Genomic DNA, 18326 nt, shown 5'->3' with positions numbered 1-18326 from the left:
GCGTGGAGAACAATCGAAAGCAACCGGTTCGGCATCGATGAGTTTTACGATTGGAGCGAAAAAGCGGGCACGAAAATCATGGGTGCCGTCAACATGGGTACCGGTACGCCTAAGGATGCTGGGCAGCTTCTGGAGTACTGCAATTATCCCGGCGGAACCTATTGGAGCAACCTGCGTGTGAAAAACGGCCATAAGGACCCGATGAACATCAAGCTCTGGTGCATCGGATACGAGATGGACGGCGATTGGCAGATTTGTCATTTGAATGCCGACGACTACGGTAAAAAGGCAAGGGAAGCCGCGAAGATCATGAAGAGGATCGATCCGTCCGTCGAACTGGTAGCCTGCGGGAGCGCCAGCATGCTCCAGAGGACCTACCCAGAGTGGGATCGAAAGGTCATGGAATACACCTATGACAATATGGAATACTTGTCCCTGCACCGCTATTACGAAAATGAGGGAAACGACTTGGATTTTCTGGCCTCTTTTGTGGATATGGATGCTTTTATCAAAACGCTCGCCGGTACGGCGGATTATGTGAAGGTGTTGAAACGCGGCACAAAGGACATAAAATTCTCATTTGACGAGTGGAACGTATGGTATCAGCAAAAGCAGGAATTTCATGCTAAGAAAGAGATGGCTGTTGTTTTGGTGGAGCCTGATGTCTGAACGAGGACGGACGAGGCTTCTCGTGGTAGATTCAATAAGTATTGACCGATTTCATAGCTAAGCTTCATTGCCGTGGGAAGCAATGTATCAGGCAGTCGATTTGCAAAATTATGCGCTTCGAAGCAAAAGTCTCCGTTATAATGAATCTGTTGAAGAGTTTGCATGATTTCAGCCCAGTTTATTGTACCAAACATTGGGAGAATGTGCATTAAATCTGTATCTGTTGAGCTGAGGGAATCTGATACATGGGTCGCTTTCAGACGTTTTCCGATATAAAGTAAAGCTTGGCGTTGGTCGATTTTCATAATATCTGCATGTTCAAAATCCCAGCAGATACCGATTTCCTCATTATGAAAAGAATCAATTAAATCAACCAATTCTTCCGGAAACGCGCAGTACTTTCGACGGGGCGCAATCGAAAGGTCACACATGTTTTCAATGGCAAGTTCCATGTTGTATTTTTCCGAAACTTCCAATAAACGGTTATAATATTCGATGTTTTCCTTCTTTGAAACCGAATATAGATTTTGAACTGCCCGATCAGTTTCGGGGTGTGTCACACACAATCGAGATCCTAATATGGAGCAACAATAGAGGGACCGCTCCACCAACTCCTGGTTTCTATGCCATTCCTCTTTTGTCATGGATCTATCTAAAAAATTGAATGTATACGCGTGACATTGGCCAAATTTGACACCTAATTGGGCTGCTTTTTCCGCAATCCGGTTAATCCAAATTTCCCATTGATCTGTTAGAAATGGCGAAAAGGGAAGCGCCCAATCATAAAAGTTCATATCAAAAAGGCGAAAACCGGCTTCGCTTGCAATTTGTAATGTCTGTTCGATCGGAAACACTTTTCCGCCGGGCCGTTCGCAAATAATATTGGTAGAAGTTGCTAAGTTCATCGAAACACCCGATTCTCAAGCATTTTGATATACTTTCGGAATTGAAAAGAATCCGCTGCAAAAACATTGGAATTGTTACCCACATTCGACAATCCGTAAAGTCTTGTAAAATTCTCATCAGGATTTTCCGGACTATCCATCTTTATCTTTCCATGAACAAAATGGGCCAGACTCGAATCGACCGCATAGGCGGCAGCCACCGCGTCCACCAGCAAACTGGACGGCTCAATCTGATATTGACGGCTGAATTCAACAGCTTTTATAAAAAAAGCAAGACGAACGGAGCATGACCGCTCTTTCAGAATTTCATCCACCATATTGTCGGACAGCCGGGATGTAATTTCCAACCCGATCGCCCGAATTTCAATGCCAGATTCCAGCACGATCTTGGTTGCCATCGGGTCCGTACGTATATTCCACGTGCATCTTGGGGGTATCTCCAATTTCCGCACTCCGTAATAGCCGGAAGACGTAAGAATGGCTGATATCTTGGCCTTAATATCGGGTGCTATGCGAATCGCTTCCGCAAGGTTACCCATCGGGGCGGTAGACACAACGGTAACGCCGCTGTTCAATCTCGTCGTATTTATGATAAAATCGATTGCGCCCTGTTTCTCCGAAATCCGCTCAGACGCAGGTAGATCGGTATTAGAGACCGTCCCGGCCGTTAAAACAGCAGTTGAAATTCAGCGTGCCGGATAAAGAATTCTCCAGGCCGAGGTAAACCGGCACATCCCGGTGTCCGCAAAAGTCCAAAACACGCAGGGCATTCTTCGCATAGATAACAGCCCGGCGCATTTCCGGCAGTAACCGTAACCCCAAGCAGATCCAATTCAGGCGACCCAGCCACCAGCATGATGCCAACGGCATCATCCAGCCCTGGGTCGCAGTCAAGTATGATTTTCTTTTTCACTTTTGGTTTGGATTAGCACGGTAATAATCCTGAATTGCCATGGCGCATCCCTGCGTGATCGCGCTGTAAGTCGTATTGGCATCGGCGGATCCTTTTCCAAAAGTTTTCATTGCATTTTTAATCACCGTGTTCACCTTGTCGGAATTCGGACAAAAAGACCCGACCACTTTATCGTTTGCTTTTATCAGCGTATTATAAGGAACCTGTAGTTTCGGTTGTTTCTTAATGGCTTCTTTATAAGTGCCCAGATTCTGTGCATGGATGTTGACAGGAATATAACCAGTGCCTTGCAACCATATGGTCTGCGCTTCAGGAGAAATCATATACTGAATAAACTGCCAGGAGGCATCTTTTCTTGCTTCATCGTTACGGTCAAGCATGAACAGCCCGCCGCCGCTCGGATAAGCTCCGCCAATATCTGAACTGCTGACAGTCGGAATCGGTGCGACATCCCAGTCGAAGTTGCTCCCGATCAACTTGTCGACTTTCGGGATGCGGGAGCTCGTCATAACCACCATCGCGTACATTTCTTTAGCAAATTCCTGGGCGACGCTGCTGTCCTGAATCGGTTGATACGCCTTGGTGTCAACAAGCTTTTTCCATTCCGTCAGGAATTTCATTAATGTTCCGTCCTTGTCGCATTGAAGGCCTGTCATGCTCTTATCGTGTCCGCTTTCATTGTCTCCAAAGTAAGAACCACCGGCGCCCTGAGTGGAAATCCAGTTTTCTAATTCATATTCGCTGATTTGAGCATCTAAGCCATATTTTACGTTTGCTTTTGAAACCAGATTCGGCAGCATTTTCGCCATTTCATCGATTGTTTTTGGGGGACTCTCATAACCGGCCTTCTTGAAAAGGGTTTTGTTATAGTACAGCATCAGGGTGGATACATTGTATGGTACGCCAATCATCTTACCCTGAATCGAATAGGATGAAACCGCGTTGGGAATCAAATCGGATTTTTTAACGCCGGAATCGGAACGGCTGATATAATCTTCCAATTTGACGGTACGCTTATAATTGCGTATCAGATTCACACTTTCGCTGTAAAGCTGAATCACATCCGGCATGTTTTTCACATCATCTGTAGACATCGCAGCAGTTAGAGCATTCGTTCCTGGATAATTCTGAAAAACCGGAGTTACAACAATGCCTTTCTGCGTTCCAATGGTGCTGTTGAACTGCTCCACCTGCTTTTTTAAGAGGTCGGCATAAACGCCGTCCATCGAATGCCAGAAAGTAAGTTTTATCGGTTCCGACTTTGTGCTGTTTACTGTTGAGGAGTTTTCCGAGGCACTAGATGAAACCATACTTTTCCCGGATGCCTGACTGCAAGCTGTGACAGAGTATGCCACACAGCCGATTAGCAGAGTGGATATTAATCTTTTGAAATTCATTGTTTCCCTTCCTTTATTCAAAAATTGTTTTCACGGCTAATTATTCTTTTACGGCACCTGACATCATTCCAGAAATGATTTTGGGCTGGAAAATCAGGAATAACAGGATAATCGGAAGCAGTGCGACAATCGTGCTGGCCATGACTGGGCCAAAGTCGGTCGAGTCCCTGTCTTTCAGCATGGTAATGCCAACCTGTATCGTCCGCATTTCATCTTGGTTTGTCACAAGCAGCGGCCACAGATATTGGTTCCATATATCAATAAATGACGAAACAAAGACTGTAATAATAATCGGTCTGCTGATTGGAGCTAATATGTGGATAAGAAACTTGAAATTTCCGCATCCGTCGATATAAGCTGCTTCCCGCAAACTTGACGTAAAAACCTTGAACTGCTGGCGGAACAGAAAAATATTGCTTGCGGATACGAGAAAAATCGAACACATGCCCAAATATGTATTAATCAGCCCCGCCTTTGATATGGTCGTGTAATTGGAAACAATCAAAACGTCGGGAGGAATCATCATTGTTGCCATAGTGAGCGCAAAGAGGATTTTCTTCCCTTTGAATTCGTAAAAAGAAAAAGCAAATGCGGCCATTCCGGCCAATAAGACTCGCACTGTACTGCAAACCAGAGACATAAGAAATGAATTCAGCATGTAACGTCCAAAAATTGTTTTAGTAATCAGCTGGATATAACTTCCAAACGTAACTGAGGGAGGCAGCAAATTCGGTGGCAATGTTAAAACATCTTCCGGCCTCATGAGTGAAATAGACAGAGCATAGAGAATTGGAAACAAGATAATTAAGCACAGAAAAATACAAACAATCTGAATGAAAATACCTGATAGTTTACTGGTCTTCACGCATAGTGGACTCCCTTCTTTTCCCCGATGAAATTGATCAATGTCATGATAAATGTTAGAAAAAATACTATAATGGCGACGGGATTCGCATTTGTATAATTCCCGGTTGCCGCAAATTGCTTGTATACATACTGCAGCATCGTTATAGTGGAATCCTGGGGGCCGCCGTCCGTTAATATGTTAACAAAGCTCATCATCATAAAACTATAGATCACATCCGTGCAGATAAGGTAAAACATGATTGGCGATGTTAAAGGAAGATAAATATGGATAATCTGTTTGTGCAGAGATGCTCCGTCCAGTTTAGCGCTTTCCAACAATTCCTGAGGAATGCTGCGGACGGAAGGAAGCAAAAACAAAAAGCAATAGCTTGTGGACAGCCATATTTGTATTATGGCTATGGAAACCATCGCGATTTGCGGGTCGTCAAGCCACTGCACATTCAGCCCGAAAGTTCCGTTAATAATTCCAAGCGAAGGAGTATAGAGCAGTTGGAATATCATTGCCGCAACTGAAGAAGAAACCGCAATAGGCAATGCGAATCCCGCTTCATAAAAAGCTGAAGCTTTACGGCGATTGTTGGCAAGGAGTGCCAACAAAAACCCGAGTATCTTCGAGATGGGTACCGTCAAAACAGTAAAAAATAACGTATTTAATATCGATCGTAAAAATTGTTCATCTGCGAATATATACAGATAATTTTCAAACCCGACAAATTTATTGATGTTCCCAAACGAATCGACGATGAAAAAGCTCTTGAAAATAGTCTCAAAGAAGGGGTAAAAAGTAAAAATACAAAAGACTAAAAGCATTGGCAGTAGCCAAAGATAAGGTTCTGCCCGTTTCAGTGCTCCTGATCCGGTACTTCCCGTTCTTTCCGATTTTGTACGTACTGATTTTAGCATTAAGTAGTTAATACCTCTCAATTAAAGTACATATTTCACCTTATTTGCTATTCAAATAAAAGTGTTCAACTGCTTCCAATACTCCAAGTGCATACTCGTTTTTACATCATAGTTTACTTTCTGCTTCAACAGATCTTCTGCATTTGCCACGGCAATTCCCACGCTGACGGTGGATATCATTTCCAAGTCGTTTTTATCATTGCCAAGGCCACAACGCAATCCGGTCCGATCTGTAACATTTTTGTGAGATTTAAAATTCCCGCTTTCTTGGATGTCCCTTCCGGCATAATGATTATTATTTTTGCCAGCTTTTCAAACGCAATCATCAATTAAAGTTCCATCAACGTCACAAATAATAAGTTTGTTCCTATGCAAGAGCGCTACTCCTTAAATAAATTCAGTTTATCCCTGCTTTTGGCTGGGGGATGAATACTCTTTGTCGTGCATCAACGTTACTTCCTATTATTGAGTTATGCCGCTGGGCGAAGTGCAGAACTGTTTTGCTGAGCAACATGAACTTCAAGGCATTGAGACGTTCCGTTTACGGACTGACCGTGGGCATCATAGCCCTGAACGGCGATTTTTAGGTCTTTCCCGGCCCAGCTTGCGTCCAGAATTATATCATTTTTGAATTCAAACACTGAATAATAGTTTTTGCCATTTATCACTCGAGTCAAACCAACGTTTTTGGTCAAAGTCGTGTTGACCCCATCTCCTGTAACCGTATATCTGAGCGTCTTGATTCTGTTTGCGTAAGTGTAAGTATTATCATCGTTTGCGGTGATTTCGGTCGAGGCGTTCTGAATAGGGGTAACCACGCCATAGAAAGAAATGGTTTTCCCGGCGTCTCCGTTCACGCCGTCGGTCAGGTTCAGGTCGCTTTTCATATTTTTGAGATCATTGGAGACAAGCTGATTGTCTTCTGAAGTACCCGTCGGGTAATCCGCTCTGGTAAACGCCAAATGGCTGCCGGGCTGAAACTGCACAAATTTACTGCTGATATTGACGTTCGGCAATGAAGGTTCACCGATATCGTAGTAGTAACACACCAGCCTGGTTGGATCATCAATCGCCTGCTGATGCTGAAGCGTGCCGAGTTCAACGGTATAGGTCGCGGCGGTATTTGAAACATTGTAAATATAAAAGTGGGAGCGGTTTATCTGATATTCTTTACTGTCGTTGAATCTCCACTTGGGCAGTATCTCGCAGAAGAGGCTGGAACCCGACAGCGAATGGATATAGTTTTGGGGCGACCAATATCCGGCTAAAGGATCCAGCAAAGCAAAATAATTATTTTTGTTGACTTCATCAATTACTTTCTGGTAGTGATCCGCAGGGGAGAAACGAAAAATTGCGACGTCCTTATTGTTGCCGATTTCAATCGCCTTTTTTGTGGTGGCGATGGTTGAGCCGTTGCTGTTCTGAGCCGTTGCAAGGATCGTATAGTTGCCGTCTTTCAAAGGCTGGTACGGTACCCCATCTTCGCCAACCAAATTAAAATCAGAAGAGTATTCACCGCCGGAAATTAGCGCCGTGAAATTTGTGTCGTTATAATAGCATTTCCGCCATGCGTCTTTGAAAGAATCGGGATTTGACGGATCATAAACCAAATCAGGCATGCATGATTTTTTCAGCGGCGTGCGGTTGCTTCCGCCATAATAGCTTAGCTTCGAATAATTGATGTTTATTCCATTTTCATTGTCTTTGATATTGGTGTGAACTTTTCGAATCGGGTTATTACTGCCGTTCTGATAAAGCGATACGGTCACCACCGCATTATCCGGGAGCGTGCCATTAATATCGCCAATCACATAAAAATCACGGCCGGAAGCGATTGTCGTCTGACCGGACGAAGGTATCGTAATATTCAACGATACACTCGACTGAATAGTAGACGCCGACGCATTACATACGAATATCGTCGAGATAATACAGGCCATACTGAGCCAGGATATTATTTTTTTCATTCTACTTTCCTCTTTTCTGAAAAATTCGCATTTATCCTGTTTAATATTTTATTATAGGATAATTTTACCAGCAAGATGATTTGAGTTAAACTTGAGTAATGCATATGTAAAATAGAAATTAAACAAAGATGGACAAAACGCCTTTTATCCGACGCTTTGTCATCTTTTGAGCCAACGCTTTGAATCTCATTATTATTAAAGATAATATCAGCCTGTCAAAAAAGTCCAGCGAAAGGTGGAACGTCATAAGGGAGTAAGAACACACGCCCCATTCTTTCATGCGCTGGGTTTTGCCAAGTGACTGCTGGCCTTTTTCCATTGTATCAACTGCTCCAATCTTGTCCAAAAGACTCTTTTAGTGATTAGATTCAGTATCTCACATTTTTCAACCTTTTTCGATACGCTGGCTGAGTTGACGGTTACTTTCATTTTCGCATGAGACCAAGACATGAAAAACCCAGCAGCCGCATGGCTACTGGGCTTTGTTTGGTTGTAGAGGCAGGAAACCGTTGGCGTGTACTACTTTCACATACCGACAACCTGATTCCGCGTTGCCCTAGGACACTAGCGCATAATACATGCCCCCTGCAATAGTCGGAAATCCGAGGGATCGAAACGATACCCATTAAGGGTGCCTCAGTCTAAAGGCAAAGTATCAAGGAAAAGGTACTATGCCTTTTTATTGCTATTTGGCTAAATAGACAATTTTCTCAGTTTTACAAACAATGCATAGTCACTTATCGCTCGCAAAGTCTGCCTGTGGTCCGTCAAAAGTCTTCGATCATAATTTTTCTTCACCTGCAACAAGAATGATCAGTAAATTCCTTTCCACGTTCCAAAGCAAAATTTTGTCGGCCAAGGTTATAAAGGAACTTCCGTCAGCAAGTTTTTAAGTTTAACCCGCCGCGCGTGAATACCGGAATCTGATCCATCGGAGTCGGTACCGTTATGGTCTTGCCTCCGTCATAGCATTTGCCGCTCCAGAGGTCGTGCCATTCGCCTGCAGGAAGATAGACTTTGCGTTCCTTCATCTTTTCGTAAAGCACCGGCGCGACAAGAATCTCAGAGCCGAACATATACTCGTCAGTGTAGTCCCAGGAAAGCTCATCCTCCGGAAAATCAAAGAACAGCGGACGCATAACGGGCGCGCCGGTCTCGTGGGCGTCTTTCATCAGCTTTGTGATGTACGGCTTCATGTTTTCGCGCAGGAATAAAAATTTACGCAGAATCTTATAGTTCTCTTCGCCAAAACTCCAGACTTCATTATCTGCCCCGGAAACGCAGAGTCCTCCACCTTCCGTACCGATCGGAGCTTTCAGCGGCTGGCGTTCGCCATGCAGGCGCATCACCGGGCAAAAGGCGCCATACTCGAACCAGCGAACGAGAAGCTCCTGAAACGCGGGATCCTTTGGATCCCCACCGTGGAACCCACCAATGTCCGTTGTCCACCACGGGATGCCGGCAATGCCCATGTTCAGTCCGGCGGCGAACTGATTTCGGAAGCTGCGAAAGCTCGAGTGAATGTCGCCTGACCAGACGAGAGCGCCGTAACGCTGCGACCCGGCCCATGCACACCGCAGAAGATTGATAATATTCTTCTGTCCTTCGGCTTTCATTCCGTCGAAAAACGTTTTTGCGTACATCATGGGGTAAATATTTCCGACTTGCGTGTCCGGCCCAAGGTGATAGCGGTAATTTTCAAAATCGTAGACACCGTATTCCGGTTCGGCTTCATCCAGCCAGAAAAGCCGGATTCCCTTGTCGTAATAGTTTGCCTTTACTTTTTGCCAGACATAGTCGCGTGCGTTGGGATTCGTCGAATCGTAATGAATGGTATTGCCCAAACATCCCATCGTGATGCGCATCCCGCGCTCCGTGCGGACAAGGTAGCCCTTTTCGAGCATTTCCTGAAAATTCTCGCTGCGGTAGTCGACCGTCGGCCAGATGGACACCATGAGTTCGATACCCATTTCTTTTAATTCACGGATCATTGCGTCCGGGTCGGGCCAGTATTTCGTATCAAAGCGCCAGTCACCCTGCAGCGGCCAGTGAAAATAGTCGATCACGATCACGGAAATCGGCAGGCTGCGTTTCTTGTATTCGCGCGCTACGTGGAGCAGTTCTTCCTGCGTCTGATAGCGCAGTTTGCATTGCCAGAATCCCATCGCGTAGTCAGGCATCATTGGCACACGTCCGGTAACGGAGGAATAAGTGTCTTCAATTTCCGCAGGGGTGTTGCCCGCCGTAATCCAGTAATCCATTTTCTTTGTGGAGCATGCTTGCCAGGTTGTAAGATTCTTCCCGAATGTAACGCGCCCAATGGCAGGGTTGTTCCACAGAAAACCGTACCCGAGCGATGAAAGTGCGAAAGGCACCGAAGCCTGCGAATTGCGCTGCGCCAGTTCAAGGTCGGTTCCCTTCAAATTGAGATATGGCTGTTGATATTGGCCCATGCCGAAGATCTTTTCTTCCGGGTCCGACTCAAAGCGGACTTTTAATTCATAGTCGCCGCCGATGATCGGCTTGAACTCCCGCGCCTCGATCTCCAAAGCACTGCAATAATCCGACTTGATGTCGCGCCGATTGCGGAGGAATTCCTTGAGCAGGACTTTTCCATTCTGATTGTAAAAAGTCAGCTTGCCAGCTTTCGACATCTTGGCACAGATCTGCCCGTTTGCGATTTCCGCCGATTCTTCACCGATGGAAATCTTCGGGTCGCATGCTTCCGGTGTCAGCAAAGCCCAGTCCTCCGGAGGCATCTCCGGCATCTTGCATGCCCGAACGCGCAGGCTGTTTTTGCCCCATGGCTCAATCCAGACCTCTTCCGCATCGTAATGATAAATCAATCTGTTTTTGTGAATCCGAAATAGTTGTGTCATGTTTTGTCTTCCTCGTATAATAAGATTTGCAGACGATTTTGAGTGTGTCTGCTTAGTTCACTTGATTAGGGAACCTCTGATTTAATCCGCCCCTCTACCGAAGAGAGGAGAACTCTGGTAAAATAGAACTATCAAGACACAGGCGGTGCGGAAAAATGAAAAAGCAACAAACTTTTACGGATATCGAATATAGCTGCAGAAAGAAGAAAACACGGCGGGAAGAGTTTCTGGAAACCATGGACGAGATTATCCCGTGGGAAGAGTGGGTCGGTATCATTGCGCCGTATTATCCCCGCGGCAAACGGGGCCGTCCGCCCATGGGCATTGAGCGGATGCTGCGGATGTATCTGCTGCAGATCTGGTTCAACCTTTCCGACCCGGCCACCGAGGACGCAATCTATGACAGCTATGCCATGCGTAAGTTTACCGGCATCGATTTCATGACGGAGAATGTTCCGGATGAGACGACGCTTTGCAAGTTTCGGCACCTGCTGGAAAAAGACGGGCTAAACAAGCTGTTTTTTGACGCCATTAACCGCGTCATGGTAGCTACCGGCCACATGATGAAAGGCGGCACAATTGTAGACGCTACCATCATCAACGCACCCAGCTCTACAAAAAATGCGGAGAAAGCACGCGACCCGGAGATGCATCAAACAAAAAAGGGGAATGAATGGCGTTTCGGCATGAAGTGTCACGCCGGCGTTGACGCCGGCAACGGGCTGGTTCACACGATAGAGGTAACTGCCGCCAACGAACATGATGTGACCGCAGCGGCGAAACTCATCCGTAAGGATGACGAGGTGGTCTATGGTGATTCCGGTTATCTTGGTATTCAAAAGCGCCCGGAGGTTCGGAATGACGCGCATTTATCCAAGATCGACTACCGTATCAACCGCCGTCCGCACAGCTTGCCTAGGGTTTCCGACAATTCCATTGATTGGGAGCGTCTCATCGAACATCGCAAATCCTCTGTGCGATGCAAAGTGGAGCACGTTTTTCGCATCATCAAATGCCAATTTGGCTACACGAAAACCCGGTACAGAGGCTTAATGAAAAACGAGAACCGGCTGTATGCCATGTTCGCGTGCGCAAATCTCTATATGCTGGCAATGGCAGGTCGAAGTTTCAGTGAGACCTGACAAGGGAGAAGTGCGCCCAATTCCGCAAAAGTGGAAATAAATTCAGGAGTATAGCGTTGAAATTCGACGTAATCATTCAGTTTGGAACGCCTCTTGAATCCCTTTTCGCTGAATTCCTCTTCCTGCGCCATTTGTTCAGAGGTTCCTTAGAATCAGCAAGCTTTGAGATACCCGTGATATAATACTGTCAGGTCGGCAGAGACAAACTCTCAATCTTCCTTGTTGAGCCATCAGGCTGCTTCACCACAAGCCTGTTCTAGCTGCAAACTCATTAGCTGTTTGCCGGATACAAACCGCCCTTTTAGCAGTTATGGATATCGCATTGGCCTTCTTCGGAATAATTCTAATACGCGAGGTTGCTGATGATCCGGTTTTCATGGGCATCTTGAAGTCACTTCCATCTACGGTGACAGTCTGGTCTGCTTTTCAATCATCAGCCTTTTACCGCGCCGGATGTAAGGCCGCTTACAATATATTTTTGAAGCAGTATGAAAATAATTGCAATAGGCAGGATCAGGAGAACACCGTAAGCCATGATGTTGTTCCACTGTGTGCCGTATTGGTTCATATAGGTGTAAATATTTGCGGTCATCGGCCGAAGTTCCTCTTTTGTGTTGAATGTCATGGAATAAATCAGGTCGTTCCAAGTCATAATGAACCCGAATGCTCCAGCCGTGATAATAGCAGGCTTGGAGATAGGCACAATAATGCGCAGAAAGCAGGTAACAATATTGCATCCGTCGATTTTGGCGGAATCTTCAAGTTCTACCGGGCAATTGAGAAAAGCAGGGCGGAGCAGAAGAATGTTAAAAGGAATTGTTACTGTTGCAGTGGCGAGAATAGGGGAAAGCAGGTTGTTAATTAGATGAATTTTGGAGAAAGTGAGGTATAGCGGGGTAAGCACAAGCGAAGCAGGCAGCATCTGCGTCACCAGAAACGTCATGAGAAATCCTTTTTTTCCCGGTACTTTGTACCTTGCAAGGCCATAGGCGGCCGGGATGGAGAGAAGTGCGCAAAGTACCATGGAGCTGCATGAAATAATCACCGAATTGCGGAACGGCAGTGCGATTGACGGCAGTTCTTCCTGATAAGCTGCCAGAGTAAACTGTTTGGGCCATAAGGTGGCCGGACTCGCAAATATCTCGCCGTCCACTTTAAAAGAGCTGATTACGATCCAGTACAGCGGGAACAGGAAAACGCAGGCAATCAGCACGGCAATGACGGCGAAAAGAATGCTCTTTCGTTTTTCATTCAAATGTATTTTTTTCATCTTACATTACCTCGTCGTCCGATACCAGCTTCAGATAGATCAGCGCTACGACAAAAAGGCACAGGAACAGAATATTAGCTGCTGCGGCACCTTCGCCAAAACGGAAATAGCTGAAAGAAAGCTTGTAGGAATAAGTGGAAAGAACTTGCGTGGAATCGACCGGCCCACCGCTCGTCATGACAAACACAAGGTCAAAGACCTTAAAGGTATAAACAAAACCGAGTACGAGCACAGACATCATGGTAGGTTTCAGCAGGGGAATAGTAATGCGGAAGAATTTCTGGATTCCGTTAGCGCCGTCAATGCTTGCCGCTTCCATGACATCAACCGGAATGTTGTTCAGGCCGGTCGTCAGCAGGAGCATATTGAACGGAATACCGATCCAGCTGTTTGCAATGATGAGGCTCCACATGGCGGTGCCCCCATTTGTCAGCCAGCTTACCGGTTGCTGAATGAAATGCATGTTCATCAGGATCTGATTGATGATGCCGTTCCCTTCCGAGAACATGAACTTGAAAATAAGAGCGGTTACCGTTACGGGCAGCATCCAGCTGATGACGACAAGCCCGCGAATAATTTTGCAGAGAGGAAATTTCTTGCAAAAAAACAGAGCAAGGATAAAGCCGATGGAAAACTGGAATGCCAGGCATCCAATCGTGTAAAGGAACGTGTTTATAAACGATTGCTTCAGAAGCGAATCTGAAAAAATGCTCCGATAATTATCAAAACCGATAAACTGATGTGAATTGGATGCAATTGCCTGTGCAGTCGCATCTTGAAAGCTGATGATAAAATTATAAATAGTAGGGTAACCGATAAGTGCGATCATGAAAATCAGCGCAGGGAGTATAAACGCATATCCATTTAAAATACCCCTTTGCTGTTCGCTTAGACGGAATTTACTTTTCATGGAATGATCCTTTCCGAAAACAGTAAACGATAGAAAGGAAGCTCCTTTCCAAATGTGGGAAAGTCCGCACTGGCCAAGGAGCTCCTTTTGTAAAATAGTTGCAAACTAAAAATCTTTGCAGCGAGTGTTTACATAATTAAAATCATTTCTTAAGGCTGGCGTTGATTTTATCCACTTTGGCTTTTGCTTCTCCCATTGCCTGCTGCGCAGTTGCTTTACCAGTAATTGATTCCTGCATTGCAGTTTGTATGGCGGAAGAAACTTCAGGCCATTTGACGTGAGGACCACGCGATTTTGCCGTTGGCATCAGGTCTACAAACAAAGCCATTACCGCATTGTCCTTAAACATTTCTTCCCCTTTTACATCAGAGCGTGGGGAAAGATATCCGGCATTTGCACATAATTTTTGAGAGTTTTCTTTGTTGTCAATGTACTTTAGAAAATCCCATGCGGCGTCCTTTTTGGCTCCCTTGCATACGATAACATTTTCACCGCCGAGAATGGAAGTGTAGTTGCCGTCATCGGCTTTCGGGATTTTAGCAACTTTCCAGTGCTTGTTTGCAGCATCCTTTTTTACTGCGGCTATATTCCAAGGGCCGTTGATCATCATGGCGGCAGAACCGGCAGAAAACTGTTTCTCAACATCGGCCTGGGTCCAGTTGATGCATTCTTTGCTCACATAGCCTGATTTTACAAGACCAGAAAAATAATCGAGCGATTTCACACTGTTGGCTGAAGCAAGGTCATCAATACCGCCGCCGGCTGACAGAAGAAACGGCATAAACTGAAAAGTCCCTTCTTCGGTGGCTACCGCGCTGAACGCAAGACCTTTCTGCTTTCCTTGCGTCAGCTTTTTGCACGCTGCCGTCAACTCGCTCCACGTCGTAGGAACATTGACTCCCGCTTTCTGCAGGACGTCCGTGTCGTAGAACAGACCTAAGCAATTGCTGGTCAGCGGCAACCCATAAATTTTGCTGTCTGATTTGCATGATGCCAGAGGTCCGTCAAGAAATTTTGCTTCGCCCCAAGCGTTGAACAGGTCCGTGATATCTTCGCAGACACCCATGGAGACATATGAAGCATTATCCGGGTTATCAACGATTCCAACGTCGGGAAGGTCTCCCGACACTGCACCAATCGTATATTGCTTCATCAGTTCTGTACGCGGAACATATTGCGCGGCAACCTTTACTTTACTCTGCGAATTGTTATATGTATCGACAATTTTCTGAAGCTGAGACCCTTCGTTGTCGGCCATATAGTGCCAAAATTTAATTTGCGTAGTACCCGATGCCGCATTGACGTTAGCCTTTGCGGAAGCCGCCGAACCTGTGCCACTTTCGCTTCCTGTTCCGGTAGAGCAGGCCGTCATACCCGCGGTAAGTGCAATTGCCAGAGCTGCTGAAACAATTCTAGAAACTCTTTTCTTCATTCGTACATTTCCTCCTTTGTTTTTTACCGCTTTCTAACATCAGAATAACATACTTATTTTCTAGCTAAAATCCCAAGATTATAAGAAAAGTATATAATTTTAATGTAATAATGTAATACTTTATGTGCACTTATCTGTTATAAGGCATACAATCGCTTAACTTTTATGACTTTCGCCGTTGCTCCTCTTCTGAAGTCCTTTTTGCTGAATATACTGTTTGGCGGAAACACCGACATATTCCCGGAACACTTTTGAAAAATACTTCGGTTCCGTGTAACCGACCCGGCAAGCGATTTCGTAAATTTTCAGGTCGGTCTTATTCAACAGCTCTTTTGCCTTTTCAAGCCGGACATTTTTCAGATAATTCGAGAATGTCTCCGAAGTTTCTTTCGCAAACAGAGTGCTGAGATATTCCGGCGTCATTTTATATTTCTCCGCAAAAAATTCAAGGCAAAGATGCTTGCCGTAATCGAGATGAATCGTCTTTACCATGTCACTTACGACCGGCGAATACTTTTTCTCGGGACCGACGTTTTCCGCTTCGGAGGGAGCGGCGGAAAGCTCGGATTCAATCCGTTTGAGCGCTTTTGTCAGAGCCTCGATTGAAATCGGCTTCAGCAGATAATCATTTACGCCCAGACGGATTGCCGTGCGTGCATATTCAAATTCGGCATATCCACTCAGCACGAGGCAGACAGGCTGTAGTCCAAGGTTCTGAATCTTTTCGATCATTTCCAGACCGTCGATTTTCGGCATTTTGATATCCGTGATGACGATGTCCGGTTCCAACCTGCGCGCAAGCTCGAAGCCTTCTCTTCCGTCCGAAGCAAGGCCTGCAATCCGGTATGCGGGGCTGATCGTCGGAATCAGATGTGACAGTCCGTTGCGGATGTGAAACTCGTCCTCTGCAATCAGAATTTTCATTGAATCTCTTCTCCTTCCCCACAGCGGGGCAAAATAAGCGTAACTTTCGTTCCTTTTCCGATTTCGCTTTCAATTTTGATTGATGCCTCGGTACCGTAATACATGCGCGTGCGGTTCAGTACGTTACTTACCCCAATGGCGTTTCCGTCAATCGAGATACTGCCATCAATCTGTCCGCGTATTTTCCGGAGCGTTTCCGCTTCGATGCCGCAGCCGTTATCGGCTACGCATATTTTCAAACGTTCGCCGTTTAAAAGTTGTGCGGTAAGATGAAGGACACCGCCGCTATGAATGCCCTCAAAGCCGTGTTGAATAGCATTTTCCGCGAGGGGCTGAAGAAGCATTTTGTAAATGGGAAACGCCATCGTGTTTTCGTCCGCTTCACACTCAAAGGTAAATGCGTTCCCATACCGTTCCTGCTGCAAAAAGACGTATTCTTTCATCCATTCTATTTCCGCCTGAAAAGCGACAACAAGGTCAATGTTTGTCGCGCTGTAACGCATGATGCTTCCAAGAGAAGTCAGCATTCGGCTGATCTCCATTTCTCCGTTGCCGATGGCAATCCAGTTGATGGAATCTAAAACGTTATAAAGAAAATGCGGATTAATTTGCGCTTCCAGTGCTTTCAATTCAGCCTTGCGGTGTTTGTCCGTCTCTTCGGCAATTTGAACGTTCCGCTTCTTCAGTTCGTCGATCAGGCGGTTGTTCCGCTGAGTCATTTCATTGAAACGCCGAATCAATATGGAAAATTCGTCCTTTTGTTTTCCCCCGATGCTGATTCCCTTCCGACCGGGCACATAATTTTCGATGCCCTCTGCGATCCTGACGATGGAACGTTCCATGCGGTTCGCCGTATAGAGCAGAAGCAGAAGAAACAGCAGGCACGCGGCGACGGTGATGAGAATAAACCATCGCTGCATATTATCGACTTCGCTGAAAAGGATCTTAGTGTCAAGGGCGGTCACGAAATACCACTTGGAGTCAGAAATTTCGTGGGTCAGAATGTTGGGGCTGTTCCAGATGGTATCGCTCAGTTCTTCGGTGTCCGATTTACTTTGCAATGTAGGGAATACGACCTTTTTTTGGGAACTGATAACAGCGGAGCGAATGCCCTGAATGTCATTCGACTTTATCTGGCTGTTTTGCATGGATGTGTCAAAAATTTCGTTTTGCAGACTGAGAACAATGACCCCGAGATACCGGTTTGTAGCCTTGTCACGAAGCGGATAAATGAGGTAGACCGATTTGCTGGCCACATCATTTGCCGAGAGGCTGATGTCAACACCGCTCACGTAAACGACGGTGTTGATTCCCGGATTGCAAAGACCAAGAAAGAGCTTTCTGTAATGATCGTTATGCCAGATGGTGACGAAGTCGTCGGCGGTACGGTCATAGGTAACATAGTCCGAATTGTAAAGGAAAGTAAGAGCGGTACAATAGCTTTTAATGTTTATATACTCTGAAAGAGCAAAACGCAGGTTCTGCTGTCCATACGCACGGTCCAATTCTGTGGAGGCGTCCTCCAGACGATCCGCGAGATTAACAATGTTTTGATCTGTAACGACCTGGTACAGACTGTTCCGATAAGTAACTAAGCGCTCGCTGATCATCTGCGTCGACTGCAGCGTGTTGCTGTCCACAACCTCGTTTATCTTATTTGTCATACTGTTTCGATACAGCAGCGAAGTGACCAGGCCGATGATCAGAATCGGAACCATGACAAGCACAAAAAAATCGCGGTCAGGCGCGTCATCAACGAATGCAAGTTCTCAGAAGCCCTAATGGTTTTTCTGAAGCATATTTTTTTCATGGTTTTCTCTCTTCCTTAGATTTAACGTCTAAAATTGGCGAAAGTATAACAACTATTTTATTAATCTTTACATCAAAATCATTTTTAATTGTTCCGGATCGGGAGTATACCGATATTTTTTGATTTCGGCGACTTGGGGTATTTTTCCTCGCCTTCTGTTTTACGCCGCACCGCCGGTGTTCAGCACAACCACCGCTTTCGGGCTGCGGACTGTCAGCGGAACCAAACAAAAAACTCCATGCGTCGGTGTTGAACCTGTGCATGGAGTTTTTGCTTTGGCAATTCTGTGCTCTACTTGACTTCATATTATTTTCCGATGGTATAACTTTCTATCTCAT

The 18326-nt window shown here is 45.7% G+C and carries 16 protein-coding genes; 2 read left to right on the top strand and 14 right to left on the bottom strand.

Features of this window, described 5'->3' with window-relative positions:
- The first annotated feature begins 78 nt into the window (after positions 1–78).
- Entirely contained in the window at positions 79–669 is a 591-nt protein-coding gene (locus HCR03_RS09725; protein ID WP_187034114.1) for a hypothetical protein, read from the top strand.
- Here the strand turns inward: HCR03_RS09725 and HCR03_RS09720 are convergent.
- From HCR03_RS09720 to HCR03_RS09680, 9 genes are all read right to left on the bottom strand, one after another.
- Positions 621–1574, bottom strand: coding sequence for a sugar phosphate isomerase/epimerase family protein (locus tag HCR03_RS09720; RefSeq protein ID WP_187037934.1), 954 nt, complete (start codon positions 1572–1574; stop codon positions 621–623). The two genes, HCR03_RS09725 and HCR03_RS09720, sit on opposite strands and share 49 nt — an antisense overlap.
- Positions 1571–2164, bottom strand: a complete 594-nt coding sequence (locus HCR03_RS20105; RefSeq protein WP_267459243.1) for a nucleoside hydrolase — start codon at positions 2162–2164, stop codon at positions 1571–1573. Before HCR03_RS20105 ends, HCR03_RS09720 begins: the two co-directional genes overlap by 4 nt.
- A 77-nt stretch (positions 2165–2241) precedes the next feature.
- Positions 2242–2430: a hypothetical protein gene (locus HCR03_RS20100; RefSeq protein ID WP_267459242.1), complete on the bottom strand. Its 189-nt coding sequence runs from the start codon at positions 2428–2430 to the stop codon at positions 2242–2244.
- Between the two features lie 53 nt (positions 2431–2483).
- On the bottom strand, positions 2484–3677 hold the full coding sequence (locus tag HCR03_RS09705) for an extracellular solute-binding protein (protein ID WP_187037932.1): 1194 nt from the start codon (positions 3675–3677) through the stop codon (positions 2484–2486).
- Positions 3678–3924: 247 nt separating this feature from the next.
- Positions 3925–4749, bottom strand: a complete 825-nt coding sequence (locus tag HCR03_RS09700) for a carbohydrate ABC transporter permease (protein WP_228725173.1) — start codon at positions 4747–4749, stop codon at positions 3925–3927.
- Entirely contained in the window at positions 4746–5654 is a 909-nt protein-coding gene (locus HCR03_RS09695; RefSeq protein WP_228725172.1) for a carbohydrate ABC transporter permease, read from the bottom strand. Before HCR03_RS09695 ends, HCR03_RS09700 begins: the two co-directional genes overlap by 4 nt.
- Positions 5655–5705: 51 nt before the next feature.
- Complete coding sequence (locus HCR03_RS20550; RefSeq protein WP_407926867.1) at positions 5706–5834, bottom strand: hypothetical protein; 129 nt, start codon at positions 5832–5834, stop codon at positions 5706–5708.
- A 290-nt stretch (positions 5835–6124) separates the two neighbouring features.
- On the bottom strand, positions 6125–7621 hold the full coding sequence (locus HCR03_RS09685) for a hypothetical protein (protein WP_187037929.1): 1497 nt from the start codon (positions 7619–7621) through the stop codon (positions 6125–6127).
- 878 nt (positions 7622–8499) lie between these two features.
- Positions 8500–10500 (bottom strand): glycoside hydrolase family 31 protein, encoded by a 2001-nt coding sequence (locus HCR03_RS09680; RefSeq protein ID WP_187037927.1) that lies wholly within the window; start codon positions 10498–10500, stop codon positions 8500–8502.
- 155 nt (positions 10501–10655) lie between these two features.
- Here HCR03_RS09680 and HCR03_RS09675 point away from each other — a divergent pair, with 155 nt between their 5' ends.
- Positions 10656–11642, top strand: a complete 987-nt coding sequence (locus HCR03_RS09675; RefSeq protein WP_187037924.1) for an IS5 family transposase — start codon at positions 10656–10658, stop codon at positions 11640–11642.
- Positions 11643–12075: 433 nt separating this feature from the next.
- On the opposite strand, the gene HCR03_RS09670 is transcribed toward HCR03_RS09675, so the two are convergent.
- The 5 genes from HCR03_RS09670 to HCR03_RS09650 form a co-directional block, all read right to left on the bottom strand.
- Entirely contained in the window at positions 12076–12912 is an 837-nt protein-coding gene (locus tag HCR03_RS09670) for a carbohydrate ABC transporter permease (protein WP_187037922.1), read from the bottom strand.
- Between the two features lies 1 nt (position 12913).
- Entirely contained in the window at positions 12914–13822 is a 909-nt protein-coding gene (locus tag HCR03_RS09665; protein ID WP_187037920.1) for a carbohydrate ABC transporter permease, read from the bottom strand.
- A 142-nt stretch (positions 13823–13964) separates the two neighbouring features.
- Entirely contained in the window at positions 13965–15254 is a 1290-nt protein-coding gene (locus tag HCR03_RS09660) for an ABC transporter substrate-binding protein (protein WP_187037918.1), read from the bottom strand.
- Positions 15255–15410: 156 nt separating this feature from the next.
- Positions 15411–16178, bottom strand: a complete 768-nt coding sequence (locus HCR03_RS09655) for a response regulator transcription factor (RefSeq protein WP_187037915.1) — start codon at positions 16176–16178, stop codon at positions 15411–15413.
- On the bottom strand, positions 16175–17896 hold the full coding sequence (locus HCR03_RS09650; protein WP_228725194.1) for a sensor histidine kinase: 1722 nt from the start codon (positions 17894–17896) through the stop codon (positions 16175–16177). Before HCR03_RS09650 ends, HCR03_RS09655 begins: the two co-directional genes overlap by 4 nt.
- Positions 17897–18326: the final 430 nt, after the last annotated feature.

This window comes from Caproicibacter fermentans (genome assembly GCF_014303955.1).
In the GTDB taxonomy this organism is placed as follows: domain Bacteria; phylum Bacillota; class Clostridia; order Oscillospirales; family Acutalibacteraceae; genus Caproicibacter; species Caproicibacter fermentans.
The sequence above is the reverse complement of the archived record's forward strand: the minus strand, read 5'-3'. Positions and strand labels throughout refer to the sequence as shown.